Annotated in this window: 22 protein-coding genes and 3 pseudogenes; 5 read left to right on the forward strand and 20 right to left on the reverse strand. The window is 38.3% G+C overall.

The features are described 5' to 3' along the window. Nucleotides 1–89 precede the first annotated feature (89 nt). The gene (locus tag AC0VZ4_RS20880; RefSeq protein WP_475442015.1) at nucleotides 90–3,113 is read right to left on the reverse strand and encodes an immune inhibitor A domain-containing protein; all 3,024 of its coding nucleotides are present in this window, start codon (nucleotides 3,111–3,113) and stop codon (nucleotides 90–92) included. A 128-nt stretch (nucleotides 3,114–3,241) separates the two neighbouring features. On the opposite strand from AC0VZ4_RS20880, the gene AC0VZ4_RS20885 reads away from it, so the two are divergent. The 3 genes from AC0VZ4_RS20885 (at nucleotide 3,242) to ilvN (ending at nucleotide 6,702) form a co-directional block, all read left to right on the forward strand. Next, nucleotides 3,242–4,003: an IS5 family transposase gene (locus AC0VZ4_RS20885; protein ID WP_475439680.1), complete on the forward strand. Its 762-nt coding sequence runs from the start codon at nucleotides 3,242–3,244 to the stop codon at nucleotides 4,001–4,003. A 477-nt stretch (nucleotides 4,004–4,480) separates the two neighbouring features. Further along, nucleotides 4,481–6,205 (forward strand): acetolactate synthase 3 large subunit, encoded by a 1,725-nt coding sequence (locus tag AC0VZ4_RS20890; RefSeq protein WP_475442016.1) that lies wholly within the window; start codon nucleotides 4,481–4,483, stop codon nucleotides 6,203–6,205. Next, nucleotides 6,205–6,702, forward strand: coding sequence for an acetolactate synthase small subunit (gene ilvN / locus AC0VZ4_RS20895; protein ID WP_007376319.1), 498 nt, complete (start codon nucleotides 6,205–6,207; stop codon nucleotides 6,700–6,702). The genes AC0VZ4_RS20890 and ilvN overlap by 1 nt, the downstream gene beginning before the upstream one ends. A 91-nt stretch (nucleotides 6,703–6,793) precedes the next feature. On the opposite strand, the gene AC0VZ4_RS20900 is transcribed toward ilvN, so the two are convergent. The 15 genes from AC0VZ4_RS20900 to AC0VZ4_RS20970 form a co-directional block, all read right to left on the reverse strand. After that, entirely contained in the window at nucleotides 6,794–7,069 is a 276-nt protein-coding gene (locus tag AC0VZ4_RS20900; RefSeq protein ID WP_002962474.1) for an HU family DNA-binding protein, read from the reverse strand. A 206-nt stretch (nucleotides 7,070–7,275) separates the two neighbouring features. Further along, complete coding sequence (locus AC0VZ4_RS20905) at nucleotides 7,276–7,815, reverse strand: DUF3833 domain-containing protein (protein WP_007376320.1); 540 nt, start codon at nucleotides 7,813–7,815, stop codon at nucleotides 7,276–7,278. A gap of 1 nt (nucleotide 7,816) precedes the next feature. Then, a complete protein-coding gene (locus AC0VZ4_RS20910; RefSeq protein ID WP_149614918.1) occupies nucleotides 7,817–8,305 on the reverse strand; it encodes a chalcone isomerase family protein in 489 nt (162 codons plus the stop codon). A 53-nt stretch (nucleotides 8,306–8,358) separates the two neighbouring features. Next, nucleotides 8,359–8,859, reverse strand: coding sequence for a DUF2878 domain-containing protein (locus tag AC0VZ4_RS20915; RefSeq protein ID WP_475442017.1), 501 nt, complete (start codon nucleotides 8,857–8,859; stop codon nucleotides 8,359–8,361). Continuing rightward, nucleotides 8,837–10,099: an SAM-dependent methyltransferase gene (locus AC0VZ4_RS20920; protein ID WP_008137087.1), complete on the reverse strand. Its 1,263-nt coding sequence runs from the start codon at nucleotides 10,097–10,099 to the stop codon at nucleotides 8,837–8,839. The genes AC0VZ4_RS20915 and AC0VZ4_RS20920 overlap by 23 nt, the downstream gene beginning before the upstream one ends. Nucleotides 10,100–10,138: 39 nt before the next feature. Beyond that, nucleotides 10,139–10,876 (reverse strand): DUF1365 domain-containing protein, encoded by a 738-nt coding sequence (locus AC0VZ4_RS20925; protein WP_475442215.1) that lies wholly within the window; start codon nucleotides 10,874–10,876, stop codon nucleotides 10,139–10,141. After that, nucleotides 10,869–12,125, reverse strand: a complete 1,257-nt coding sequence (locus AC0VZ4_RS20930; protein WP_475442018.1) for an NAD(P)/FAD-dependent oxidoreductase — start codon at nucleotides 12,123–12,125, stop codon at nucleotides 10,869–10,871. The genes AC0VZ4_RS20925 and AC0VZ4_RS20930 overlap by 8 nt, the downstream gene beginning before the upstream one ends. Next, nucleotides 12,122–12,832: an SDR family NAD(P)-dependent oxidoreductase gene (locus AC0VZ4_RS20935; protein ID WP_475442019.1), complete on the reverse strand. Its 711-nt coding sequence runs from the start codon at nucleotides 12,830–12,832 to the stop codon at nucleotides 12,122–12,124. Before AC0VZ4_RS20935 ends, AC0VZ4_RS20930 begins: the two co-directional genes overlap by 4 nt. 2 nt (nucleotides 12,833–12,834) lie before the next feature. Further along, entirely contained in the window at nucleotides 12,835–13,263 is a 429-nt protein-coding gene (locus tag AC0VZ4_RS20940) for a nuclear transport factor 2 family protein (RefSeq protein ID WP_096794583.1), read from the reverse strand. Between the two features lies 1 nt (nucleotide 13,264). Continuing rightward, a complete protein-coding gene (gene phrB, locus AC0VZ4_RS20945) occupies nucleotides 13,265–14,659 on the reverse strand; it encodes a deoxyribodipyrimidine photo-lyase (protein ID WP_475442020.1) in 1,395 nt (464 codons plus the stop codon). Then, nucleotides 14,659–15,612 (reverse strand): YbgA family protein, encoded by a 954-nt coding sequence (locus tag AC0VZ4_RS20950; protein ID WP_007376329.1) that lies wholly within the window; start codon nucleotides 15,610–15,612, stop codon nucleotides 14,659–14,661. The genes phrB and AC0VZ4_RS20950 overlap by 1 nt, the downstream gene beginning before the upstream one ends. A gap of 8 nt (nucleotides 15,613–15,620) precedes the next feature. After that, nucleotides 15,621–16,301: a ChrR family anti-sigma-E factor gene (locus tag AC0VZ4_RS20955; RefSeq protein WP_007376330.1), complete on the reverse strand. Its 681-nt coding sequence runs from the start codon at nucleotides 16,299–16,301 to the stop codon at nucleotides 15,621–15,623. Then, nucleotides 16,294–16,917 (reverse strand): sigma-70 family RNA polymerase sigma factor, encoded by a 624-nt coding sequence (locus tag AC0VZ4_RS20960; protein ID WP_475442021.1) that lies wholly within the window; start codon nucleotides 16,915–16,917, stop codon nucleotides 16,294–16,296. Before AC0VZ4_RS20960 ends, AC0VZ4_RS20955 begins: the two co-directional genes overlap by 8 nt. Before the next feature lie 68 nt (nucleotides 16,918–16,985). Then, a complete protein-coding gene (locus AC0VZ4_RS20965) occupies nucleotides 16,986–17,564 on the reverse strand; it encodes an LON peptidase substrate-binding domain-containing protein (protein ID WP_008137099.1) in 579 nt (192 codons plus the stop codon). Nucleotides 17,565–17,799: 235 nt separating this feature from the next. Continuing rightward, nucleotides 17,800–18,072: a hypothetical protein gene (locus AC0VZ4_RS20970; RefSeq protein WP_007376333.1), complete on the reverse strand. Its 273-nt coding sequence runs from the start codon at nucleotides 18,070–18,072 to the stop codon at nucleotides 17,800–17,802. Nucleotides 18,073–18,374: 302 nt separating this feature from the next. Between AC0VZ4_RS20970 and AC0VZ4_RS20975 the strand changes: the two are divergent. After that, nucleotides 18,375–20,066 (forward strand): annotated as a pseudogene (locus tag AC0VZ4_RS20975) (alkaline phosphatase D family protein). A gap of 63 nt (nucleotides 20,067–20,129) precedes the next feature. Here the strand turns inward: AC0VZ4_RS20975 and AC0VZ4_RS20980 are convergent. After that, nucleotides 20,130–21,380: pseudogene (locus AC0VZ4_RS20980) on the reverse strand (cellulase family glycosylhydrolase); the annotation flags it as partial. 92 nt (nucleotides 21,381–21,472) lie between these two features. Here AC0VZ4_RS20980 and AC0VZ4_RS20985 point away from each other — a divergent pair. Further along, a complete protein-coding gene (locus AC0VZ4_RS20985) occupies nucleotides 21,473–22,732 on the forward strand; it encodes an IS4 family transposase (protein WP_337119945.1) in 1,260 nt (419 codons plus the stop codon). A 13-nt stretch (nucleotides 22,733–22,745) separates the two neighbouring features. On the opposite strand, the pseudogene AC0VZ4_RS20990 reads toward AC0VZ4_RS20985, so the two are convergent. From AC0VZ4_RS20990 to AC0VZ4_RS21000, 3 genes and pseudogenes are all read right to left on the reverse strand, one after another. Continuing rightward, a pseudogene (locus AC0VZ4_RS20990) lies at nucleotides 22,746–22,982 on the reverse strand (cellulase family glycosylhydrolase); the annotation flags it as partial. Between the two features lie 196 nt (nucleotides 22,983–23,178). Next, nucleotides 23,179–24,438, reverse strand: a complete 1,260-nt coding sequence (locus tag AC0VZ4_RS20995; RefSeq protein ID WP_475439694.1) for an IS256 family transposase — start codon at nucleotides 24,436–24,438, stop codon at nucleotides 23,179–23,181. Between the two features lie 241 nt (nucleotides 24,439–24,679). Then, nucleotides 24,680–25,033 (reverse strand): hypothetical protein, encoded by a 354-nt coding sequence (locus AC0VZ4_RS21000; RefSeq protein ID WP_033030187.1) that lies wholly within the window; start codon nucleotides 25,031–25,033, stop codon nucleotides 24,680–24,682. Nucleotides 25,034–25,078: the final 45 nt, after the last annotated feature.

Here is a 25,078-nt window from a genome sequence, read left to right on the forward strand (position 1 = left end):
TTAAAAAGCCCGCTAATTTAGCGGGCTTTTTTATGTTTGCTAACTACGTTCACTAACCTAGTGTATTTATGCAGGTTATACCAATTCGCTTAATTAAGTGATCTATTTTGCGGATTGGTATTAGTATTAAACCTAAATAAACTTAACAGTAGTAATCCTAATAAACCCGCCAGTGATCCGCCACTTGAACCCGAACTACTTTGTTGTTTTTGCACACTAGCAGATAACTCTTTAGTAAAAGTATCATTGGTTTGAGTATCAGTAACATTCAACGTTACGTTATATGTCCCGTCAGTTTGATAAGTATGTATTGGGTTTTGTAAACTTGATAACGCACTGCCATCACCAAAATCCCAACTGTAAGTATAACTATTAAAGCCGCCGGTTACTTGGGCATTAAATTGTGCGCTTAAATCACTAACTGTAGCGTTTGCGTTTATGCTAAGCGGAACAGTTGCAGTTACATCAATCGCTTTAGTTTGCTCCGTGCCTTCGTTATCTGTCACTGTAAGCGTTACTTGGTAATCACCAGAGTATAAATAATTATAAGTAAGCGATTGCGTAGTTAAAGTACTTCCATCCCCTAGCTGCCAATTATAAGTATACGGTGCGACCCCACCTGTAAGCGAAGCCTCAGCTGTTAAAGTTCCTTGGTTTATTTCATATTCAATTTCATTTACAGATAATGGTTCAGCTAGTGTAACTTGAACTACAGCTACTTGATCTGAAGTACCATTACTTGCCATAAACTCAACGTTGTAAATGCCATAGTCTTGGTATTCATGAGTAGGGGTTAACTCTATGCTTGAGCTACCATCATCAAAATTCCACGTAAATATATCCGAAGGCGTGAGTGCAAAACCTTCTACATTAAAATTAACGGTTAAACCTGTTTTGGTAAAATTAATACCCTTAGTAACATCGTAATTAAGCTCTACTTCTATGTCTTCACTATCAGCTGACTGATTTATAATATTAAACCCAAAACCAACCTGTGGAAGCATAACACCCGATGGTTTTTGTGCTGAAAAGCTATAATCGTTTTTATCAGTGAACTGGGTGATAGCTGATAAATCATCATCACCTAATCCTGCCCTTTGTTGGTATAGACTAAAAGCAGCATCACGTATTTGAATTGCTGAAGCAGCCGGAGTTTGCGTACTGCCTTTATTTATTGAGCGCTGATCGGCATCTACCACTAATGCAAAACCACTGCCTGGATGCTCGGTAGTGTTATTATCTGCTTGAGATTCATTGCTGTACCACAATAATAACCCCGGTGAGTACTGCTCTGCTTGTAAGCTACTGTCAACGTCTGTGTATGAACGCAATTGTAAATAGTAATGTGATGGCGATGCATATGTGTAATTACCAATTTTTTCAAAGCCATTAAACTCAGTGTTAACTTGATCTTGTGCATTATTTTGCCAAATTAAAGTATCACTTTGCTCAATGCGCATATCATCAACAACAAAACCATAATAATGTGTGTTCGCATCTGTTATGTATTCAATTTTTAAATCAATTGTTTGCCCAGCATAAGCTGATAAATCAAACTTATGGGTTAAATAGCCGTTAGGTTGCTTAGCATCACTATTAAGAAATGAATCACCTGAAATATACGGACCAATATCACCGTAGTATGGATTCAGAGCTTGCGTATAATTACTCGCGATTGGCTCGCCATTTACTTTTACTTGAACTAAATCGTAATCGCGCTCAATACTATAATAAGCAATAAAGCTTAAAGTAAGTGTCTCAGTTGTGCTTGGTAGCGCTATTGTATTCGCTAAGCTGTTGCTAATATTGTCGCCCGTATTTGAATAGTATTGAAAATCGCCTTCTACTGGAGCCCTAAATTTTTCGAGCCTTGGTGGCAGTGTTATTTTTATTTGATTTTGCAGTTGTGAAGTACTCGCAGTATTAATTAATGTTTGCTGTGAGTTAGCCTCTATCTCATCCATATCAAGTGTAAGCTGGTTAACCCAGTTACCCCGGTATCGTTTTTGTAAATACTCAAGCGCATAAGGACTAAACATAACCGGCTCTGAGCCTCTTGGCGAACCAGCCCAACTTCCTGTCAACATAACTGACCAAGACGCGACGGGCTCACCAACCGTGTTAGATTGCAAGTCGTATTCATCCAATAATCCTAAGTCATGTCCAAACTCATGCACTACCACACCAATCCCTGCATCAATAGGGTTAATGGTATAACCAAAGAGCTTAATATTGCTGCCTGCAATCTCGCTCGGCCCGCTATTTTCATCAAACACATAGTAGCGGTGCGACCAAATAGCATCGGTGCTTAGGTAACCGCCACCTGCTTCCTCACCAATACTTGAATGAAAAATCATTACATGGTCAATGATGCCATTAGGTTCATTAAAAATACCGTCGCCATCAATATCATCTAAATCGGTTAAATCATAATCCGCTAAATTAATATTAAACTTTGCAACCGCCTTCTCCACAGCCTCTTTAATTAAAGCGGGTGCATTTATATCCCGTGTACTGCCTTGGCGCTCACCATATATTTTTGCATTGCTATCAGCGGTTACCCAGCCATATACCTGTCCGTTAAAGTTTAAGCTGTTCCCCGAAGCCACTTTATAATAATCAGCAGCCGTTTTTAAGCTTTGTCCATCAGGGCCCGTATAACCTTGAGTATTAAAAAGCATTTGCTGATAGTGCTCAGTTGAATATTCAGCGTAAAACATGTCGGTGTCTTGCTCTACAAGCTGATTGTCGTCATGTTTTAGATCAGGAAAATCAATTAAGATAGCTAACACTTTTACATCATTAACACTTTGATCTGGCACTAGTGACGTTGAAAAAGCAACCTGCTGTTTATTTGTGTTTGAAAAAACGTTAGATGAGGATTTAAATTGCCTAAAGCCATTTTTAATTGAGTGATTGGCAGCTTCTTTATTACTCATATATGACTTAAATGAACTATCTAACTCACTTGAAGATATTTGGTCTCTTTTTTTAAGCCAATATAAAATACGTTCTTCGTTAGTTATACCAACATCATGCGGACTTATATTATTAGCTGCCACTATTGGGCTTAATAGCGTAGTTAAAAGCGCAATTAACATCACTTTTTTCACTGTGTCTTCCTCAAACATAATTATGTAGTAATCATACCTAGGGCGTGTTGATCTTTGCGGTATAAAAAACAAACAGCATAAGGATAAGGTATAATTGAATTCGCTAAAAAACGTTACACCGAACCCTCATGCCAAGATTAATGTTAACAGACGCGACATGGAATGTCTTATCAAAAGTAATGCACTTAAGTGGTCGAATTTATAATAAGCCTGAGCATAGAAAAACGCTCGAAGGCATACTCTATAGGATGCGTACCGGTATTCCTTGGCGAGATTTACCGTCTTATTTCGGCTCGTGGAGTGCTATTTATAGACGATTTAATTTATGGTCCAAAAAAGATATTTTGAATGAATTATTTCGAGTGTTATCCCACTATGCTGATATGGATTGGATCTTTATTGATGGCAGTATTGTCAGGGCTCACCAGCATAGTTGCGGTGCAAGAACCGCTGACAATGAATCAATCGGTAAGAGTCGAGGTGGTAATTCGACTAAAATTCATCTTGCAGTAGATAGCGGAGGATTGCCTGTTTATTATGAATTATCCTGTGGAAATACGCATGATATCGTCCATGCAGAGTCACTTGTAGCCAATTGCCCAACGAGTAATGTTGTTGTCGCAGATAAAGGCTACGATAGTGAAAAACTAAGAGAGTTTATTCGTGACAATAGCGCTACACCCGTTATTCCACGCAAGGATAACAGTTTAGTGGGTAATGAAGATATTGACTGGTGCATGTACAAATATAGGCACTTAGTTGAGAATGCCTTTGGTCGGATCAAACAATATAGAGGGATAGCCACACGGTATGAAAAGCTTGAGCGGAATTATCATTCCATGCTCGCTTTAGCATTCACTATGATGTGGCTACCAATATGGGCTGATTAATATATATACTACAAAGATCAACAGCCCCTAATAATAGGAATTTAAACATGCGATAAAAACATATAGTTAACATATGCAATAAAAGTTAATGGTCTCTCACTATTTTTATATCTAAAATCGAACCCACAACCTAAAGTGCATAATTTCTGCTAGTAAACTCAGTTAAACACAGAGTTTCTGCAGATTTAAATTTAAAAAAGCCACAAAACGAATTTAAAATGCAAAAAACCGCTTTCAAGGTTGACATAAAGGCTCAAAACCCTTAAAAATAAACCTATACAGAATTCTTAATTTAAAAGCAGTGTTTTGCTAAGTAGAGTAAAAACTATGAACACACACATTAATCTTTTAGTCGTACTCGTACTGGTCTTGGTTATAAGCCCAGCGGGGATGTATTAAAAGGTGATACTGCTTTTTAAAAACCCTCGCACTACGCGGGGGTTTTTTTATGCATAAAAAGCGCACAGAGGAATGAGGATGAGCAAACAAGAATATAATGGTTCTGAACTAGTTGTTCAGGCATTAAAAGATTTAAAGGTTAAATACATATTTGGCTACCCCGGTGGTTCAGTATTAGATTTATACGATGCACTTTTTCAACAAGATGATATTGAACACATACTCGTGCGTCACGAGCAAGCTGCTACGCATATGGCCGACGGCTATGCACGAGCAACTGGTGACGTGGGTGTTGTGCTTGCAACCTCAGGCCCTGGCGCTACAAACTGTATTACAGGTATTGCAACGGCCTACATGGATTCAATTCCTATGGTTGTATTATCAGGCCAAGTACCTACAAATTTAATTGGTGACGATGCATTCCAAGAAACTGATATTGTTGGCTGTTCTCGCCCTATAGTTAAACACAGCTTTAATTGTAGAAGTGCTAAAGACATCCCTGCAATACTCGCTAAAGCCTTTTATATAGCCAGTACAGGTCGTCCAGGCCCAGTTGTAGTTGAACTCCCTAAAGACATGCTAAACCCTGCTATTAAGTTTGAATACGAATTTCCTCAAACAACAGAACTTAGAACATACAGCCCTAATACTAAAGGTCACTCTAAGCAAATTCGAAAAGCGGTTACTGCCATTTTAGAAGCTAAAAAGCTCGTTATTTATTCGGGTGGCGGCATTGTTATTTCAAACACGTCAGAGCAATTAACACACTTAGTTGAATCGTTAAATGCGCCAATTACAAACACACTAATGGGATTGGGTGGTATTTCAGGTGTGCACCCTAACTTTGTCGGTATGTTAGGCATGCACGGTACACTAGAAGCAAACAAAGCAATGGCTAACGCCGATGTTATTTTGGCATTAGGTGCCCGATTTGATGACAGGGTAACTAATAATGTTCAAAAATTTTGCCCTAATGCCACAATTGTACATGTAGATGTAGACCCAACCTCTATTTCTAAAACAATCAAAGCGCATATTCCCGTTGTGGGTTGCTTAGCAACGGTGCTGGAGCAACTACAAGCAGGTATCGATAAAAGCCCAATTAAAATCGACCGCAGCGCACAAGAAGATTGGTGGCGTCAAATTATCAGCTGGCGCGAACAAAAATGTTTAAGCTACAACACTGGTGGCGACAAAATTAAGCCACAAGCCGTGATAGAAGCTGTTTATAAAGCCACTAATGGCGATGCTTACGTAAGTTCTGACGTTGGTCAGCACCAAATGTTTGCTGCGCAATACTACCCATTTAAACATCCTCGTCAGTGGATAAATTCAGGCGGTCTAGGCACTATGGGCTTTGGTTTACCTGCTGCAATGGGTGTAAAGCTAGCCTTTCCGGATAAAGAATCTGTATGTATTACAGGTGATGGCTCTATTCAAATGAATATCCAAGAACTATCTACCTGTTTACAGTACAACCTTGCGGTAAAAGTTGTATCACTTAATAACCGCTCTTTAGGTATGGTACGTCAATGGCAAGATATGGTTTACGGCGGACGCCATTCATCATCTTATATGGATTCCCTCCCTGATTTTGTTAAGTTAGTTGAAAGCTACGGACATGTAGGTATTCAAGTAAATACGCTTGATGAACTACAACCTGCAATTGACAGGGCGATGAGCATAAACGACCGCTTAGTCTTTTTAGATATTCTTGTCAACGAAAAAGAGCATGTATATCCAATGCAAATTAAATTAGGTGGCATTGATGAGATGTGGTTACGTAAAGGAGTAAAAGCATAATGCGTCGTATTTTATCTATATTATTAGAAAATGAACCCGGTGCTCTATCACGTATTGTTGGGCTTTTTTCACAACGTGCATACAATATTGATAGCCTGACTGTAGGTACAACTGATGATCAATCATTGTCGCGTATCACTATTACCACCATGGGTGATGACCGTGTTGTTGAGCAGATAACAAAGCAAGTTAATAAACTTGTTGATGTATTAAAGATTATAGATTTAACCGAGATGAGTCACATCGAACGCGAGCTTTTATTAGTTAAAGTATTCGCGCAAGATGAATCAACCCGTGCCGCAGTAACCCGTGTGGTCGATGTTTTCCAAGGCGCTATTTTAGATATGGGACGTCAAAGTTACAGCCTACAACTTGTTAGTAGCACAGATAAGATAGAGTCATTTTTAGATACGTTGCGACATGAAACTGACATTATTGAAGTTGTGCGCTCAGGTGCTGTAGGCATAGGAAGAGGCGATAAAGCCTTAAAAGCATAACTTACCTATAATTAAGCCATTGAAATTTGGCTTTTTAATAGATAAAAAAAAGGGCTAATTAGCCCTTTTTTTATTTAATTTGTTAAACCTATTAAGGGTTTACTTGGTCTTTAAGACCTTTACCTGCTTTAAAGCTTGGGATAGTTGCTGCTGCGATTTGGATCTCAGCACCCGTTTGCGGGTTACGACCAGTACGTGCTGCACGTTCTTTTACTGAGAAAGTACCAAAACCAACTAACGCTACTGAATCACCTTCTTTTAAAGAAGAAGTTACAGCACCGGTAAACGCGTCAAGAGCACGAGTAGCGGCAGCTTTAGAGATTTCTGCATCAGTAGCAATTTTTTCAACTAATTGAGCTTTATTCATTGTTAGATTCCTATTCGTTATTATTTTGCCTTCGCAAATCCTATCTTTATGCATTTTTAAACAGTTAGCAACAGCAAATTGCATTTTTTGTTTAAAATCTTCAAAAACACATAAAATTTAAATAATTCTCGGTAAAATACAGCATGTTGGGTTAACAACAACTTAATTTAAGTACAATTTTGGTGCAACTTAGGCAACATAATAAACTATATTTTTTCGATAACTAAGGTCACTTCCCCAACCTCGACACCAAACTTAACAATAGATGTGCGGTTTATCAAGCGCGTTTGTGTAACCAAGTACATCCAATCGTCAAAATTAACGTTTAAGGTACTGTCATCATATGCAAGTTCAACATTATAGTTCCAATGAAATACACTGCCATTACTTTTCCCTTTAGCTACACCAATAACATCATCAGCAGTGCCCGTTAGGCTGTTATCGTTATTAAGCGTTACTTTCCAAATACGTTTTTGTGTTTCACCATCATCGTAAACAAAATCTTCCTCAATAACGCCCTGGTTACCATCCCAAGTTGCATTCATATCAACAACTAGCTTACGGGTCAATTCGCCCTTAAAGTCTTGTACAACGCCATAGGCTTTTAAATTTCCACTAAAAAATGTTTTAAAGTCGAAATTTGGCGATGTATTTTTATAATGTTCAACATTTGGCGCTGAACAGCTGATTAAAAGTAGAGCCGATAAGCAGATTAATGCTGTTTTTAACGTGTTTAATATATTCATATTAATTCCCTAATAATTGCTTTCGTAGTTTTGGCTCGGAAGTTTTTTCGTCAAGCCAAATGGCTAAAAAGTCACTCGAAAATTGAAGTTCGTTTATCTCACCAATTTGTTCATCATTATGATAAAAAACACTCATTCCCTGCTCATTAGTGATCAGCGTTAGCGAATCGCCTTTTCTAATATCAGGCCAAATAGACAATAATTTACTGTCGTATTTGTCTGCTAGCTCTTTTTTTCCAATATGCTCCCACTGCTCATTTGTTGCTTTTACGATTTCTTTAGCTTCAAAGTCACGTAAATAGGTAAGTTTAAATTTAATAGGATGCGTTCCTGCGCTGTAATTACCTGAAGGGGTAAATAAAACCGCGTCATATACATCCCAAAATAAATACTCCATTCGTGCTTCGCCTACTTTATTAAACTGTGTGTCAGCTAAAACAATTGAAGTTGTAAGCAAATAAAAAGTAACTGCCTTTAGTATAAGTTTCAAAATAAGCTCCCTCAAGTCAATGAGTAATGTTACGAAGTGGGAATTGTGGGCGATCAGCGATTGATGAATAACTTGATTTTTTGGTTTATAAAAAGAATAACAGTAAACATAGTAGACCAAAGCGCACCGTAAACGAGCCAAAACTGCCATAAAGGTAAGCCTAAGCTTATTACTTCAAAGCGCGCCCCAGCACAATAACTTGCTGGCGCAAAAGCCATGCATACTAAAAAGGCCTGCCAAAGTTTTAACCTACCTAAAAAGATCATTGAGGTGTTTAAAGAAAGTAATAATGCAACCCATAAAAAGGCGAGCCATAAAGAAAAGGGATAAACTTTAAATTCCAACAAGCCTAACTTTACCGCTATAAACTCTAACAACATTGCTAAAGGTAGGGCTTTAATTAGTAGTAAGGTGTCTTGTTTTTTCTGCTTTGACAAACAAAACATTAAAACAATAATCAATCCGCTAAAAAATAGCGAATCAGCCTCAAGCAGCAGTGATAAAAACCACACTGCTTGAAATAAAACAAAATTAATAACCGAGCGCAATATCATCGTTATCGCTCATAAACCTCGGTTTACGTGCCATTAAATGCACTGTGCTTGTAGCTCTCGCTCTAAACGCACCTTCGCAATAAGCAAAGTAAAATAACCACAAGCGATAAAAGCGTTCATCAAATTTTGAACGATCCAAGTCAGGCCAGCTTTTTATAAAACGGGTTCGCCAATCAGCTAATGTTCGTGCGTAGTGAGCACCAATATCATTAACAGTATGAATTACCATGTCGGTATTATTTTTAATCTGCTCACTCATTTCGTTAAGTGATGGCAAACATCCGCCCGGAAAAATATACTGTTGGATAAAGTCAGAATTTTTTAAGTAGTGCTTATAACGCTGATCGCCAATAGTTATAGCTTGTATGAGCATAGCACCATCATCTTTCAACAGTTCACCACATTGGGTGAAAAAGCTAGGTAAGTACTCATGGCCCACCGCTTCTATCATCTCAATAGAAACAAGCTTGTCGTACTTGCCTTTTAATAGTCTGTAATCGAGCTTGAGTAACGTTATTTTATTTTCAAGACCAAGCTCAATAATTTTATTTGCTACGTAATCGTGTTGTTCGTCAGATATAGTTGTTGTTGTAACATGGCAATCATAATGCGTGGCTGCATATATAGCAAAAGCCCCCCACCCTGTACCAATCTCAATAACTGAGTCATTTTTTTGAAGCTCAACTTGCTCACAAATGCGTTTAAGCTTGTATAGTTGAGCCTCTTCAAGTGTCGCTTCTTTTGTAGGATATACAGCACTTGAGTAAAGCATTTCTTTACTTAAAAATGATTCGTACAAATCATTACCTAAGTCGTAATGAGCAACAATATTCTTTTTAGATCCTGATTCAGAATTTTTATTTTTTATATGATTGAACCGGTGTGCGACATTGCTAAAAAATGCGAATTTTTTTTCAAACTCATCAAGTTGCTTTTCATTTATAGCAAATATTTCTATAAATGAGGTTAAGTTATCGCAAGACCAATGCCCAAGAATATACGCTTCGCCTGCGCCAACGCTGCCTGACAGAGCAAATGCTTTATACATTGCTTTATCATTTACTGTAACAGTTGCTTTTAGTTCTGAAGATGAATCCCCAAAAATAGTTCTTTCGTTTCCCTCAATCAAAACTATTTGACCAGTTTTAATTGACGAAAAGGCTTTAGTTACTAATTTTTTATATATGTTAGTTAACCAACTCGTGCTTTGTTCACAATTTAAGCTCGACACTTTATCCATTAAAATACCTATTTATTGTTCTAACTATCTGTATATGTTTTATGGCCTACCTGAGTGACCTAAAAAAGGCACTCGCTTTATGAATAACTTTAGCGCTTGATGGTAAATACCTTTAAAGATCGACCACGTCATGGCCGGAAAACGTTTTAGTAACTTACTGACTTCTTGATTAGTAAGCTCTGCACGTTTCAAACGAAGTGTTGCATCAAATAATAATACTTCATCTCGTTTATTTTCAATATGTATCAATGTTTTATCAGACGACTGTCGAATATGCCAATGATAGTTCATATCTAAATTCATAAAAGGTGATACGGAAAAAACCTTCTTAAAGTTCACTTTTTTTTCTAGGGAGACTAAATAGTAATGGCGTTCATTCCACGGTGTATTACTTACTTCAGCAATCATATACGTAAAGCTATTATCGCTATTACCAAAAAAGTAAAAATTAACAGGGCTAAAATAAACCCCTAAACAGCGTAGTTGCCCAAGCATATAAACATGAGTAAATGTTTCCTTTATACCTAATGAAGAAAGTTGCTTATGAGCACGTTCAATAATGTGAGATTGGTCAGAAGCTGATAAACTTTGTAGGTAATCTGCCTCGTTAAACTTTAAGGCTTTTAAGCCTGATGTACCTAAGTTTTTATGTACACCATTTAATTGCTGAGGATTGTTTAGATCGACCCACATCATATACAAAGGATAGCTAAAACGATGTTCTTTAACAGCAAAACGGCGATGTTTTACATCGCCTAAATAAACTGCACTAGTCAAATTCGACCCCAAGCTGTTTAGCCACATCTACACCACTGTGTACACCATCTTCATGGAAGCCATTGTACCAATAAGCACCACAAAAATAACTATTATTGTTCCCATCAATACTGTGTTTTAATTTTTGAGCAGCAATAGATTCTTGGTTAAATACAGGGTGATGATAGGTAAACTCGCGCAAAATTTTACTTTGACTTATTCCTTCAAGATGATTAAGCGTTACACAAAACTGTGTATCCGATTGTATACCTTGCAAAATATTCATTTGGTAAGTGACAACAGCTGCTTTATCAGTGTTGTTATTAAGTAGGTAGTTCCAGCTTGCCCATGCCGCTTTTCTATCTGGTAAAAGATTTGTATCGGTGTGCAGCACCACTGAGTTCTCAGTGTAAGCTATTGCACCCAATACTGACTTTTCTTGCTCCGTAGCATCACCAAGTAGTGCAAGCGCCTGATCTGAATGACAAGCAAATATTACTTTATCAAATTTACTTTGCTCACCATTGGCAAACTCTATTGTTACTTCATCATTTTGACGCGTAACAGATTTAATATTTGTATTGAGGTTAATTTTATCAGCAAAGCCTCTGATCAGCGGCTTAATGTACTGACGAGAGCCTCCTGGTACTACATACCACTGTGGTCTATTGGTTACATCTAAAAGCCCATGATTAAAGAAAAACTTAACAAAAAACTCAACGCCTACGTTTTCCATTTCTTTAATACTGGTAGACCAAATAGCCGCGCCCATAGGAAGAATATAATGGTATTTAAAAAAGTCGTTAAACTGGTTATCGTTAAGCAATTGTCCTAATGATTGTTCAGATTGATAGTCACCTTTTTCATGCATTGCTTTGCACAATTTGTTAAACCTAACAATGTCGTACAATAAACGCCAAAATTTTGGTCTGAAAATATTACGTCGCTGTGCAAACAAACTTGTAAACGTATGGCCATTATATTCAAAACCAGTGGCTTCGTTGTGAACACTAAAGCTCATTTCTGTTTTTTGTTTATTAACACCAATACGCTTTAGCAGCTTTTCAAAGTATGGGTAAGTTCGGTCATTAAACACAATAAAGCCTGTGTCTATTGCGTATTTGATGCCGCTTACATCAACATCAACTGTTGCAGTGTGGCCACCTATGTAATCATTTTTTTCAAAAATGGTTACATCATAATGTTTGTGAAGCAAATGCCCACATGTTAAACCAGATACACCAGTTCCTATTATTGCTACTTTTTTCAACGGGCTAATCCTTTTGCGATTCTAAGCCAAAGTGGGAGTGGTAAAATACGTAATGCTTTTAATATAAGTGTAAAACGATAAGGGAAATGAACGTCTTTGCGGCGTTTTTGAATACCCTTAATCATGTAGTCAGCGGCTTTTTCAGCGGTAACGGCCATAGGCATCGGGAAATCATTTTTACTAGTGAGCGGGGTTTTTACAAAACCTGGATGAACTAAAGTCACATCAACATCATTTAAATCAACAGCTAAGCTTTTTGCTAAGTAACTTACACCCGCTTTTGATGCACCATAAGCTTCTGAACGAGGTAGCGCAAGATAAGTAATACTTGAGCTAACTAAAACAAGCTGGCCGCCTGGATTTATTTTAGGAAGTAACGCCTCAAGGCAATACCCCATAGAAAGTAAGTTGACGTTTATTACACGTTCAAATAATGCACTATCAAAATTTCGCGCATCATCTATATATTCACAGTTACCAGCGTTTAAGATAACTCGATCAAAATGAGGAAAGCCAATAGTAGACTCTTTTATATCTTGCAGGTTAGTTGCATCAAATTTACAAGCTTGAATATTGTCGTATTTAGCAAGCTCGGCGAGCTTTTCACTATTACGTCCGCAAGCTATAACAGTGTCTCCTAGCTGCGCATATTTAATTGCTAGCTGCTCGCCAATACCTGATGTAGCACCCGTTATAAGTGTGATCATAATTAACCTGTCCTTTTATCAATTAGCTTTATAACGCTACCAAGTAAAGGAATGTGTTTGTATAACAACTCGCCCACATTAAAGTAGTCTCTGTGCTTGATAATTTTGCCATCTTTAAAAATAAGCTTGCTATGACCTTCTACCGAAATAGTTTTACCTGATGAGAGCTTTGGATGTGCATAATGCATAGTCCAATAAATAAAAGCATTGTTACCGCTATTAAACGAATCACTAATATCAAACTGGCAATGCTTAACATTGCTGTATAAATTAGCAAAGTACCTGCGCAATTCTACAATGCCGTTAATTTCATGCATCGGATCTATAAACTGTATGTTGTCGCAGTAAATATCACTCAATAAATCAAGATTAGTGCTATTAAGCTGTTGGTATATTTCAACAAATTTATCTACTGGTAACTGGTTATCCATATCACACCTTAAATGCAGCAAGTGCACGTTCTCGTGCCGCTTTATGATCAACTATTGCTGGCCAGTAACATTCCTTATCTTTGCCTGTTGCGGCTAAATAAGTGTGTGGAAAATGAATGTGTTTATCTGGCACGTTTTCAAGCTCTGGCAAGTACTTACGGATAAACTTGCCCGTTGGATCAAAGCGCTCGCTTTGTCTGATAGGATTAAAAACTCTAAAATAAGGCTGAGCATCACAGCCCGTACTTGCAGCCCACTGCCAACCACCATTATTTGAGGCTAAATCGCCATCAATTAAGTGCTGCATAAAAAAGCGTTCACCTTCACGCCAGTCTATTAATAAATGCTTAGTTAAAAAGCTTGCAACAACCATTCGTAAACGATTATGCATCCAACCGGTTTGCTTAAGTTGTAGCATTGCTGCATCCACTAACGGGTAACCTGTACGCCCTTCGCACCATGCTTTAAAATCGCTTTCGCTTTTACGCCACACTACAGCGTTATACTTTTCGTTAAAGTTATCGCCACGCGAAAGCTTCGGAAATTCAGCAATTAAATGCCTGTAAAATTCGCGCCAAACAAGCTCGTTAATCCACGTAAACGTTTTGCTTTTTGATGTAGTTAAAATATCAGGATAACGCTGCTGAATATTAATAAGCAGTTGCTTTGTGCTTACAATACCTAGTGCTAAATACGGGCTTAAACCCGATGTGCCTTTTACACTAGGAATATCACGCTGGTCGTCGTAACTTGTAAGTTTGTCGCATATAAAATTATCAACTACGGTAGAGAATGTTTCGTCGTCAACCGGCCACTTATCTGAGCACCCATCACTTTTTAGTAAATCACTCTCGTCAAATTCAATAGGGTCAGAAGTTAAAGGCCATTGTGGCAAACTAAAGTGTGTATCTTGATACTGCTTTAACCATGCACGTTTAAATGGAGTAAACACTTTATACATTTCATTACTTTGATTTTTGACTGAGCCTGCAGGCGCAATTAAATCACCTTCGTACAAAGTAAAAGTAATAGAAAGCTCATCGCATTCATGCAAAATTGCTTTATCGCGGTTTACTTCATTAAGCTCATATTCTGTATTAGCAATTACGTGTTTTACATCGTTTGCTTTACAAAAGTTAATAAGCTCGCGCGTACAATCACAAAAGCTAGGCGCTTCAATAATATGTAAAGTAATACCGTAATCAGCAAGTTGTGATTGAAGATAAGTAACTCGGCGCTTGAGTAAGTCAATCTGAATAGGCGCAGCTTGGTGTTGTTGCCACTGCTTTTCAGACACAAAAAAAATGGCGTGTTTAGCGCCATCATTTAGCGCTTGAATTAACGCTTCGTTAGAAAAAAGGCGCAAATCGCGCCTAAACCAAAATAATGTATCCATTAAATACCAAATCGTAGTTTTAAATCGTGAGGGTATGGGTTAAAAAACACTTGTTTTTCGAGGTACTCATTTGGATGAACTTTCAAATGATGCTTTAACAAGGTAAGTGGTACATACAATGGCACCAATCCTTCGCGGTATTCATCTATCGCATCACGAAGTTCTTGTTTTTCAACCTTCGATAAATCAGTTTTAAAGTAACCTTGTAAGTGCATTAGCGTGTTGCAATTATTTCTGCGAGAAGCTGGCTTTTTAAGACCTGTCATCAAACCTAAAATATATTCATCAGCAACTGCATTTATATCGTCACCTACAAACGTTCCAAGCAGGTTACCCAAATCACGATAAGCTTGATAATTGTGAGCCATCAACAAATACTTATACTGAGAGTGAAATTGAGTAAGCTTGTGAACCGTAAGCGGCTCTTGTACTAACTTTTGCCAGTTTTTAAATACGTAAATTCTCATTACAAAGTTTTCACGTAAATGCATATCGTTTAAACGCCCGTTTTCTTCACATGGCAATAATGGGTTGTGCTTCATTATTTGCTCAGCAAAAAAACCAACGCCTTCTGAGGTATTACCCGTGCCTGCTTCATTGTATATTTTAATGCGTTCCATACCGCAACTTGGACTTTTCGCGCAAAATACAAATCCACTCAACTCTTTAGCTTGTTCTGTTGCAACTTTTTTACCATATTCGGTAAGTTGCTGACCTACTTCGCCAGTGCCATCTGGGCGACATACTTTAATAGTATCGCCCACTTTAACTTGGCGAATAGTTGGGCGAGGTATCGGTAAACCAACAGCTACTTCCGGACAAAACCGTGTGTATTCAACGTGTTTACCTAGCTCATCCATACAAAAATTTGATTTTTTATGACCCGTATCAAATCTAACTTTTTCGCCTGCTAAACAGGCGCTTATACCTATTTTTATTATATCTGTGTGCATATATTCTCTTAGTAAATCAAATTACCTATTGGATTTAGTAACTTGCTGAAGCCCTTATTAAAATGTAGCGCACTACTGACAACTGTAAAGCACAAACACCCGTCTTTCGTTAAAGGTGTATGCTGATGACTACCATCTTGCCATATAAAGTCGCCTGGTACGTAACTACCATCTTCGTCACTAAACTCACCATCTAGGAGTAGAGTAACTTCAAATCCAGTATGCGTGTGCTCTGGTATTTCACCACCCGCATCAATGTGTAACAGGCTAGAACGTAGCGCACCATCATCAAGCGAAACTCGAGATCGCGCTAACTTACCAACTTGTGTAAATTTACTATGAGAAATACGCGTTAAAGCACGTGGAAGCTGGTAGTTATGTTCATTTACTTTAATAGAAACAGGCTCTACCTCATAAACTTCGTCGATAGAATCATCAGATGTGATCATATCAAGAACATTCAATTCAAAGTCTTCAAATAACTCAGATTGCTCAGTTTGAACTGTCTCAAATTGGACTGGCTCTTCACTAAATAACGCGTCTGCATTACTTGCTTCAATTTTAGCGACTTTAGCTTGGCACACAGGGCACATATCTACATGTATAGAAACGGCTAAACTCAGTGATGTAGCAAGTGATGCATCGCAATACTGTGTCAGTAGAGTTTCACTCGGGTGATGTTTAATCATGCTGTTCTCCCATTTCATTACGTAATTTTTGCAAGGCCAAACGTAACCGTGATTTTACCGTGCCTACTGGGATGTTAAGTTGATGTGCAAGTTGCTCTTGCGACATATCTTGAAAATAAACGCCTCTTACCACTTCACGTTGAGCGATTGGTAGCTTGTCTAAATAGCGCTTAATTTGCTTATCTTCTAAATGATCACTGTATTCGTGATGTGTATCTTGTGATTCGTTTAATAACGGCCAAATATCTTCGCTTATGTTTTCTTCTTTGTTACTTTTCATTTTGCGAAGCATATCGAATGAAGCATTACGCATAACGGTATAAACCCACGTAGTCGCTGCACCTTTATCACTGTGATACAAATGTGCTTTACGCCAAACAGACGTTAACGTCTCTTGAACAAGCTCCATTGCTTGAGCTTCAACACCAAACTGCTTAATTCCAAAGCGTTTAATTTTTGGCGCAAAATATTCAAATAAATAGGAAAACGCTTTTTTGTCGCGTGATTGCGCAACGTCTATAAGCGCTTGCATGAGCTCTTTACTCGGCGTATCTGGCATGGCAGTGTACTTACCTGTATTAGGTTCACAACGTGGTGACTGTTGTTGACTTACCATAATAATTTATCCCGTTATTGCTTTTGTATTAAGTAATACGGGCAATAATTAATTTAGGATCATAAAATTTAGGCAAATTCGTTATTAATCACAGTATGGAGGAAATTCAGTAAGTTATCAAAGTTCGTTTCAAACGCAAGTTGCTGTTTTTTCTCGATAGAAATAGGCAGGAGCTCAAGCCAACGTGCTGCAATCCAAGGCAACTTGTCAAAATGAGTTTTTTTGTACAGTAAACTAAGTTCCGGATTACTTTCAAAGACGTTTAAAAGCGCATCATGTAATAGGTAATGTTTGCCAATTGAGTTGTTAATGTCCTTGTACCAATAAGGCGTCTTACAAGGCGATACCAGCCCATGTCGCAGTTCGTCTTCGTCTTGGTAAGCATCATTAATTTGCACGTTTTTAGATGCATATACATCAATTAATAATACATCGTTATCGTCTTGATCAAAATCGATAATATCAACAAGACAACCTTGCGCACTTATATTAAAAGGCGTGTCATGCTCGAATGTACAAAGCACAAACCCTGTATTATTTTTTAATGCGTTTTTAACCATATTTAAATAGCGAGGCTCAAATATGCGTAATCGCGTATAACCTTCAGGTAACATAAAAATGGGTAATGGAAAAATCGCACGTTTCATAAAGTCTACTTATTTCAAACACTCTGCCTTTACTTACGTGCGCTTTTGCTAAGTCGATCAGCTTTGCATGAATCGAATTAATTACCTACTCCACCATTGGTTAAATATTAAACCAGCTCCCCATGCTTTTTAGTACTTGGACTGAGTAATATGCACTTATCATACTGGCTACTGGCGCTAACATTAAAGCAAATAACCCAAATTCACTGCTCATCGTTTTAATCCTTTAAATGGTTTATTTAACGTTTTTAACACTCGCGTCAGTATTTTTAGACGCAGTATTCTCGGTTAAAACAGCCTCATCTAATATTCCAACTAAAACAGTTTTAGCATCAAAATAAAGCGTTTCTTTTAATGACTTTTCAAGTTCGAATGTTGTTTGCTTAACGTAGCTTGTTACACTTTGAGCTAATATATCAGTAACATCTAGGTCCACTTCTGTTGCGTGTACTTGCGCAGAACCTAATACTAATAAACTTGCCATAGCGATTTTAATTGAATGTTTCATAATGGTATTCCTTGTTTGTATATTGTTTGATTAGACGAAGTTATATAATCAAGGGTTGTGCCAACATGAAAATAAAAATTAAAGTATTGTAATTAAATAGTTTTTTATAAATTTAATTAATTTCAAAAATTCACACTCTATTAATCTAACCACTTAATTTTATTTTTTGACCAATATTTGGTTAATAATTAAGATCAATTTACCCACGTTAATAAAAGTCACAGTAAATACATTTAGCGTTTATAAAAACGTCATATCTAAACGTTAAAGTTCCATTACTATAAATAATTGAAAAGTGCAGTATGTCTATCTTATCTCGTCGTGGTTTTTTAAAAACATCAGTAGCCAGTGTATTTACCGTTGCTATTTCCAGCGCTATAACAGGCTGCGCTCAAACACTAGCTGACAGACCATTATCAGCAATTGAGTTTAAGCATGGTGTTGCCAGTGGTGATCCACTAAGTAATGCTTTAATAATTTGGACGCGAGCCACAACCTCTCAACCATCTTCCATTGCGACTGTTTCATGGGAGCTGGCAAGTGATCCTGATTTTAAAAATATATTACGCAGCGGTTACGAACAAACAGATAAAAGCCGCGACTTTACTATAAAAATAGACGTGCAAGATCTTGCACCAAATACCGAATACTTTTACCGTTTTATGGGTTTGCAAACACAAAGCCCTATTGGCCGGGCTAAAACACTACCAATAAGTAATATTGAACAAATAAAAATGGCTGTTGTGTCGTGCTCAAACTACCCTGCTGGGTACTTTAATGCCTACACTGATGCCGCCAAGCAAAAGGATTTAGATGTAGTACTGCATTTAGGAGACTATATTTACGAGTACCCAATGGGTGGATACGCCACTGAAAATGCTGAAAAAATTGGCCGCCAATTAGCCGCCGATAACAGCGGTGAAATTATTACTTTAAGCGACTACCGCAAACGCTATGCAATTTACAGAACAGACAAAGGTCTACAAGCACTTCACGCAGCAGCGCCTTTTATTGCAATATGGGATGACCACGAAGTTGCTAATGATACATACAAAAATGGCGCGGAAAATCACAACACTAACGAAGGTGATTTTTTTAAACGTCGTGCAGCGGCTATTCAAGCTTATTACGAATGGCTGCCAATTAGACCGCCTATGGGCGAACAAAGCCCGCAAATATATCGCACGTTTGATTTTGGTAATTTAATAAGCTTACACATGCTAGATACTCGCGTAATAGCACGCGATAAACAACTCGCCTACAGCGATTACAAAAACCCCGAGACCAAGTAAATGGATATTGCGCGCTTTGTCAGTGATTTAAATAATCCAAAAAGGCAGTTACTAGGTAAAACACAACTAAACTGGCTCACGAGTGCAATAACTGAGTCAAATGCAAAGTGGCAAGTATTAGGGCAGCAAGTACTCATGAGCAAAATGTGGCTGCCTACTGAAATATTCTCGCAATCCGATCGCACTAAAATCCCGATGGTATTAAAAGAGCTTGTTGCAATTAAAAAAACCGTGTTAGCAAATAAAGCGGTAACACCCGAGCAACTCGCACGCGTAAATACTTTAATGCCTTATAATTTAGATGCGTGGGATGGTTACCCAAGCGAGCGCGAAGCATTGTACAAAAGCGTTACCGCATTAAATAAAAAATTAGTGGTGGTTGCAGGTGATACGCACAATGCGTGGCATGGCACATTAAAAAATGCAAAAGGCGAAAGCGTAGGAGTAGAGTTTGCAACACCTGGTGTTACATCCCCGGGTATGGAGCATTATTTAGCGCTTAATACAGCACAAGCAAAGCAGATGGCTGACTCGCTTTCATTGTTAATAAACGACTTAAACTATTGTGACTTATCACACCGTGGCTATATGTTGCTGACTATTACTAAAGAGCAAATCACAACCGATTGGCGCTATGTAGATAACATTAACACTTCAAGCTACAGCATTGTTAATCAACATCAAAGTGTTTATAAGGGCTAACATTTTGTATAAAAAGAAGGTAAATGTATTATTTACCTTCTTCGCATATTTTATAAAACGCGCTTAATTACAAGTATAAAGAAGCGTCCACGAAGCATCACTTCCTGGAAGGCTGTTTGTATACCAATTTGCACTGTATGCATTGCCTTGATATTGTATTTTGTCGTCGGTGTTATTGTGTGTAAATGGACCGGCCGAATAATCCTTTTTCACCCAATTAGGGTATGTATTAATACCATTACAATCGGTTGAACTTACAACGCTACATCCATTTGCATCAACATTTGTACCAGCGGGTGTATCTGGGCACTGATCAATATCATCATTCACTCCATCATTATCCGCATCACTTTGTGGTTCAACTACTTCAACAGCACAACCCACATCATTAACGGTTTCCCCTGCAGGTGTATTTGGACATTGATCAACACTATCGCTAATACCATCAGCATCGGCATCAGTTACCGCACAACCAATACTATCAACCACTGTATCGGCAGGAGTATTATCACACTGATCAAGGCTGTCACTTATACCATCGCCATCAGAGTCTAAAGCAACGGTACTGCCAACCCAACCTTGAATGATCTCTTTAACTTTAGTGCCTGAAGCGGTTAATGAATTCCAACTGCCGCCAGGGGTGAATAACGAAGCCCCTTCGTTTTTATCATTAATAGACCAGTTAGCGTGACTAATATTGTTTGTTTTAAAAAATGCCATCCATGCATCTGTTTCATTAGCATTAACACCACCATTGCCATCAGCATTAACTGTCCCCCACTCTGTAGCAAACAATGCAATACCGTTGTCGAGTGCTGTTTGCGCTTTATTTCGATATGATTGTCCGTGCGTGCCAGCATAAAAGTGCAGAGTGTAAGCAATATTGGCGCGATCTATCGGATCTTGTGATGCCACATCAACGTCTTGAGACCATGTTGGTGTACCAACCACAATTAAATTATCAGGATCGATTGCTCTAATTTTATCAATTACAGTTTCGGCGTAAGGCTTAATATCGTTAGCCCATGAAATTTGTAACGGCTCGTTATAAATCTCATAAATAACATTATCGTATTGCCCATACTTTGTAGCTACGTCTTCAAAGAATCGAACGGCAGTAGCCTGTTCTGTATGTGCTTCATGGCTATGAAAGTCAATAATAACGTACATATCTTCGCTAATAGCAGCATTTACAACAGTATCAAGACGGCTCATATTCCCATCCCAGTCATAATTTAAGCTACCACCAGCACTTGACCCATGGCCTATTGCCGCGCGAATCAATGTTGCATTAAATTCAGACTTAGCACGTGCTCATAGGTTGGATCTTAAGAAAACTTGAAGTTGAACTCTGTTAATGATCAAATAGTTACGCCAATAAAAACATGACTAAAAACAGAGTTCACATGCAGATTAACCAAGTTTCAAACCAATTAAAAGCCCTTATCTCAGAAAAACACCTCATTGAGCTTGCAAAAACCTCTGGATTTCAAGTTCGACACCGTTGCCTGTCGATCGTTTCTCTGCTCAAAGCCGTATTTAAAAGCTTATCTTGCCTGCAAGACGCTAACTTGTCAGATATCCATCAAAACTTGCGAACGCAGGCTGATTGCACGATAAGTTATAAACCCTTTCATAATCAAATTCGAAAACCAGCCTTGACTGAGCTTGTCCGTGAGCTCGTTATTCAAGCGATGTCTAAATTGACTGTAAACACGCTGGATAAAACCTTTTTTACCCAGCGAGGAATACAGCGAGTGTTATTGCAAGATGGTTCTTCATTTGCTCTACATGATGAATTAGCGCAGGTTTTTGCTGGTCGTTTTACTGCTGTAAGTCCTGCCGCAATTGAGTTGCACGTTACCTATGACCTATTTAATGAACAACCCTGCGAAATAGATATTCGTCCTGATGTTGAAACTGAGCGCGCCTTTTTACCAGGTAGCCACACACTTGAAGATACGTTATTACTTGCTGATGCTGGGTATTTTGACTTAGATTACTTTGAGCAAGTAGCTCAAGATGGCGGATATTTTTTGATCAGAGCAAATAAAAACATTAACCCAATCGTTACATCAGCTTATTGCGCGGGTATAGAACTTAAAGAAAAGAACATTAAAATCAAAACGTTACTCGATAAATTCGCAAGCCAACCACTTGAATTAACAGTACGTTGGAAGAAAAATGGGCCCGAGTACAGGCTTATCTATTTACCGAATGAAAAGCGCCCCGTTTTCCTTGTTACTAATTTAAAAGAGGCACAGTTTAGCTTTGACGAACTACTCGATATATATGCAACTCGTTGGCAAATTGAGTTGTTTTTCAAAGAACTAAAGTCATGGAATAACCTTAAAGGGTTCATCACACGAGATCCTCATATTGCCGAATCATTGGTTTGGCTGAGCATACTGCAAACACTTATCAAGCGTTTTATCTGCCATAGTGCAGCGGGTATGTTTAAGTGTGCGATCTCGACATTTAGAGCGAGTAAGTGCAGTTATCTTTGGTTGGATGATATTCTGGATTGCATAGAACAAACACGGTGCAGCCATAAGATACATCGTGTATTTGAGCTACTAGCGGTAAATTGTAAGCGGCAAAGCATTGAGAAAAACAATGATATTTGCCGTTTTAAGATAGGAAGTCACACGGTCTGTGTTCCTTAAGAACTAAGCTATGAGCACGTGCTACTGTTTCTGCGGTATAAAATTTTTCAGCCCCCCACCCCGTGTTACTCCAGAATAAGCTGGTACCTGCAAAGCTCGTATTTTCACCACCAGCAAGAATTTGATTACCGCTAACCGTTAATTTCTCAACAGCGGCATTAGCCATTGTTGAACAACCTAATAATAAAGCTAACGATAAGCTCGTCACTTTAAAGTTCCTTTTGTTGTGATTAATTAAACTGTTATCCATAATATTTCCTTAAATTGAAGTTATCAGTCGTCATTTCGCTGATGTAATAAAGTAAAACCGCAAAAGCAATACAAAGTAATTGCCCATTATATTTTACGTAAGTTAAAAGTACCAACTTATTATTAACATTAACTGAACAAAAAAATTCACGAAGCACTGCCGTGAATTAGGAAAAGGAGAATAAAAGGAGTTATTGTCAAATCTGGTGTATGAGCTCATCTTGATGCTCTGTTTGATCTTGAGTTATTCTTTCGCCGTCTTTAAATTTTACCCCTGTAATTACTTCAGCCAGTAGCTTAAATCCTCGCAAGCGGTACCATTTTTTCTCTGCCGACTGCGCGAGTTTAAAAACCATCATTAAGGTGGTTGTCCGGCTGCCACAACTCTTCACTTTATGCGTTCTCAGCCTTACCGTCGCAAACGTTGACTCTATCGGATTACTCGTTCTTATGTGCATCCAATGCTCAGCAGGATAATCATAAAATGCCAGCATTTCATCTTTATCCTTCATCAAGCAATCCGTCGCTTTTGGGTATTTGACTGAGTAATTTTTAACAAATAAATCATACGCTTTATAAGCAGAAGCTCGACTCTCTGCCATCCAGATATCTTGTAAATTCGCTTTGATTTTAGGTTGCATTGATTTCGGCACTTTGTTTAGCACATTCGCGATTTTATGCACCCAGCAACGTTGATGTTGGGTTGTTGGCCATACTTTGGTGAGGGCATTCCAAAACCCCAGCGCACCATCCCCTATGGCCAATTTTGGTGGTATTGTTAGACCCTGTGAGCGCAGTTGATTTAACACTTCAGTCCAGCTCTGCTCAGACTCACGAACCCCGTCAACCACCGCCAATAGCTCCTTTCTGCCCGTTTCATCTACCCCCATAATTACCAGTAAGCACAGCTTATCATCCATTCGAATTTTACTGTAAATCCCATCGGCCCAGATATACACATATCGACGTTTAGCCAAGGAACGTTTAGACCACTGCTGATACTCCGTTTCCCAGGTGGATTTCAACCGAGAGACACTATTGGCCGACAAACCTTTGGCTTGCTCGCCTAAAAGAGACACTAAAGCGGGCTGCATATCACCCGTCGAAATTCCTCGTAAATAGAGCCATGGGATCAGCTCTTCGATATTTTTTGTCCGTTTCAGATAAGGCGGGATCAAGGCACTATTGAATTTAATGCCTTCCTTTTTTCGATCCCTGACTTTAGGTATTTTGACCTCAATATCACCAAGGCCTGTTTGGATCGTACGCTCAGGCTGGTGACCATTTTTGACGATCCGCTGAAGTCCCTCGACGGTCTCATGCTGGTATTGAGCCAATAAAACAGCCAACTCAGCCTCAATCGCTTGAGCTAACAACTGCTGCGCCCCGCTTTTAAGCAACTGCTCTAACGGATTGTCTGGTTTTTCAATGGAAATAACATTATCATTTTCAGTCATTGCGATGTCTCTCTGGTTAATTGTTGATCCGGTCAAGATCAATTAACAGATTACATCGCAATGACTTTTTCTCATACACCAGAAACGACTATAGCTCGAATAAAAGGCATGTTTAACGAAGTTCGAAGATTTTGTCTGGGATATATTGTTTTTTACACTTTTTTTACATTAGGTAAAAATAAAATGTTTAAGTAGAGTAAATAGGTAGCCATCGATTGAGAAACACCACCTTGCATACATTTTAGTCAATTATATTGGGCAACACCTTACGTCCTAAACGATAGGCATCTGCAATACTCAATATCCAAATAACAATCATTAAAGGTACGTACTTATATTCAGCGAGCTGAGCGCAGGCGTTAGATGGTTGTTGCGCGGCTTTTAAAATAGCCGTAACCGACATGGGGATTTTTCCGTGTACAATTTCATTTGCAGTACACTGTGCAATCGCAAATATATCTTGAAGGGTTAAAATTAAAAGAACAGAAAAAACACCCGCAAAAATAGCGCCTATAAGGTGTTTTTTTAAAGAAAAATGCCCCGCTCCAGGATAAACAATGGCGGTAAGTAAAGCAGCTTTAAGATCTGGTTTCATATTTATCCAATATAGAAATTATACTTTTTAAAGTGGTCACATAAA

The sequence above is a fragment of the Pseudoalteromonas sp. QJM3NY_22 genome, assembly GCF_056173065.1.

Excerpts from the sequence above, each read along its gene's own strand:
- AC0VZ4_RS20885 (WP_475439680.1), top strand. The coding sequence starts at position 3,242 with ATGCCAAGATTAATGTTAACAGACGCGACATGGAATGTCTTATCAAAA.
- AC0VZ4_RS20890 (WP_475442016.1), top strand. The coding sequence starts at position 4,481 with ATGAGCAAACAAGAATATAATGGTTCTGAACTAGTTGTTCAGGCATTA.
- ilvN (WP_007376319.1), top strand. The coding sequence starts at position 6,205 with ATGCGTCGTATTTTATCTATATTATTAGAAAATGAACCCGGTGCTCTA.
- AC0VZ4_RS20900 (WP_002962474.1), bottom strand. The coding sequence starts at position 7,069 with ATGAATAAAGCTCAATTAGTTGAAAAAATTGCTACTGATGCAGAAATC.
- AC0VZ4_RS20905 (WP_007376320.1), bottom strand. The coding sequence starts at position 7,815 with ATGAATATATTAAACACGTTAAAAACAGCATTAATCTGCTTATCGGCT.
- AC0VZ4_RS20915 (WP_475442017.1), bottom strand. The coding sequence starts at position 8,859 with ATGATATTGCGCTCGGTTATTAATTTTGTTTTATTTCAAGCAGTGTGG.
- AC0VZ4_RS20920 (WP_008137087.1), bottom strand. The coding sequence starts at position 10,099 with ATGGATAAAGTGTCGAGCTTAAATTGTGAACAAAGCACGAGTTGGTTA.
- AC0VZ4_RS20935 (WP_475442019.1), bottom strand. The coding sequence starts at position 12,832 with ATGATCACACTTATAACGGGTGCTACATCAGGTATTGGCGAGCAGCTA.
- AC0VZ4_RS20940 (WP_096794583.1), bottom strand. The coding sequence starts at position 13,263 with ATGGATAACCAGTTACCAGTAGATAAATTTGTTGAAATATACCAACAG.
- phrB (WP_475442020.1), bottom strand. The coding sequence starts at position 14,659 with ATGGATACATTATTTTGGTTTAGGCGCGATTTGCGCCTTTTTTCTAAC.
- AC0VZ4_RS20950 (WP_007376329.1), bottom strand. The coding sequence starts at position 15,612 with ATGCACACAGATATAATAAAAATAGGTATAAGCGCCTGTTTAGCAGGC.
- AC0VZ4_RS20955 (WP_007376330.1), bottom strand. The coding sequence starts at position 16,301 with ATGATTAAACATCACCCGAGTGAAACTCTACTGACACAGTATTGCGAT.
- AC0VZ4_RS20960 (WP_475442021.1), bottom strand. The coding sequence starts at position 16,917 with ATGGTAAGTCAACAACAGTCACCACGTTGTGAACCTAATACAGGTAAG.
- AC0VZ4_RS20965 (WP_008137099.1), bottom strand. The coding sequence starts at position 17,564 with ATGAAACGTGCGATTTTTCCATTACCCATTTTTATGTTACCTGAAGGT.
- AC0VZ4_RS20970 (WP_007376333.1), bottom strand. The coding sequence starts at position 18,072 with ATGAAACATTCAATTAAAATCGCTATGGCAAGTTTATTAGTATTAGGT.
- AC0VZ4_RS20985 (WP_337119945.1), top strand. The coding sequence starts at position 21,473 with ATGCAGATTAACCAAGTTTCAAACCAATTAAAAGCCCTTATCTCAGAA.
- AC0VZ4_RS20995 (WP_475439694.1), bottom strand. The coding sequence starts at position 24,438 with ATGACTGAAAATGATAATGTTATTTCCATTGAAAAACCAGACAATCCG.
- AC0VZ4_RS21000 (WP_033030187.1), bottom strand. The coding sequence starts at position 25,033 with ATGAAACCAGATCTTAAAGCTGCTTTACTTACCGCCATTGTTTATCCT.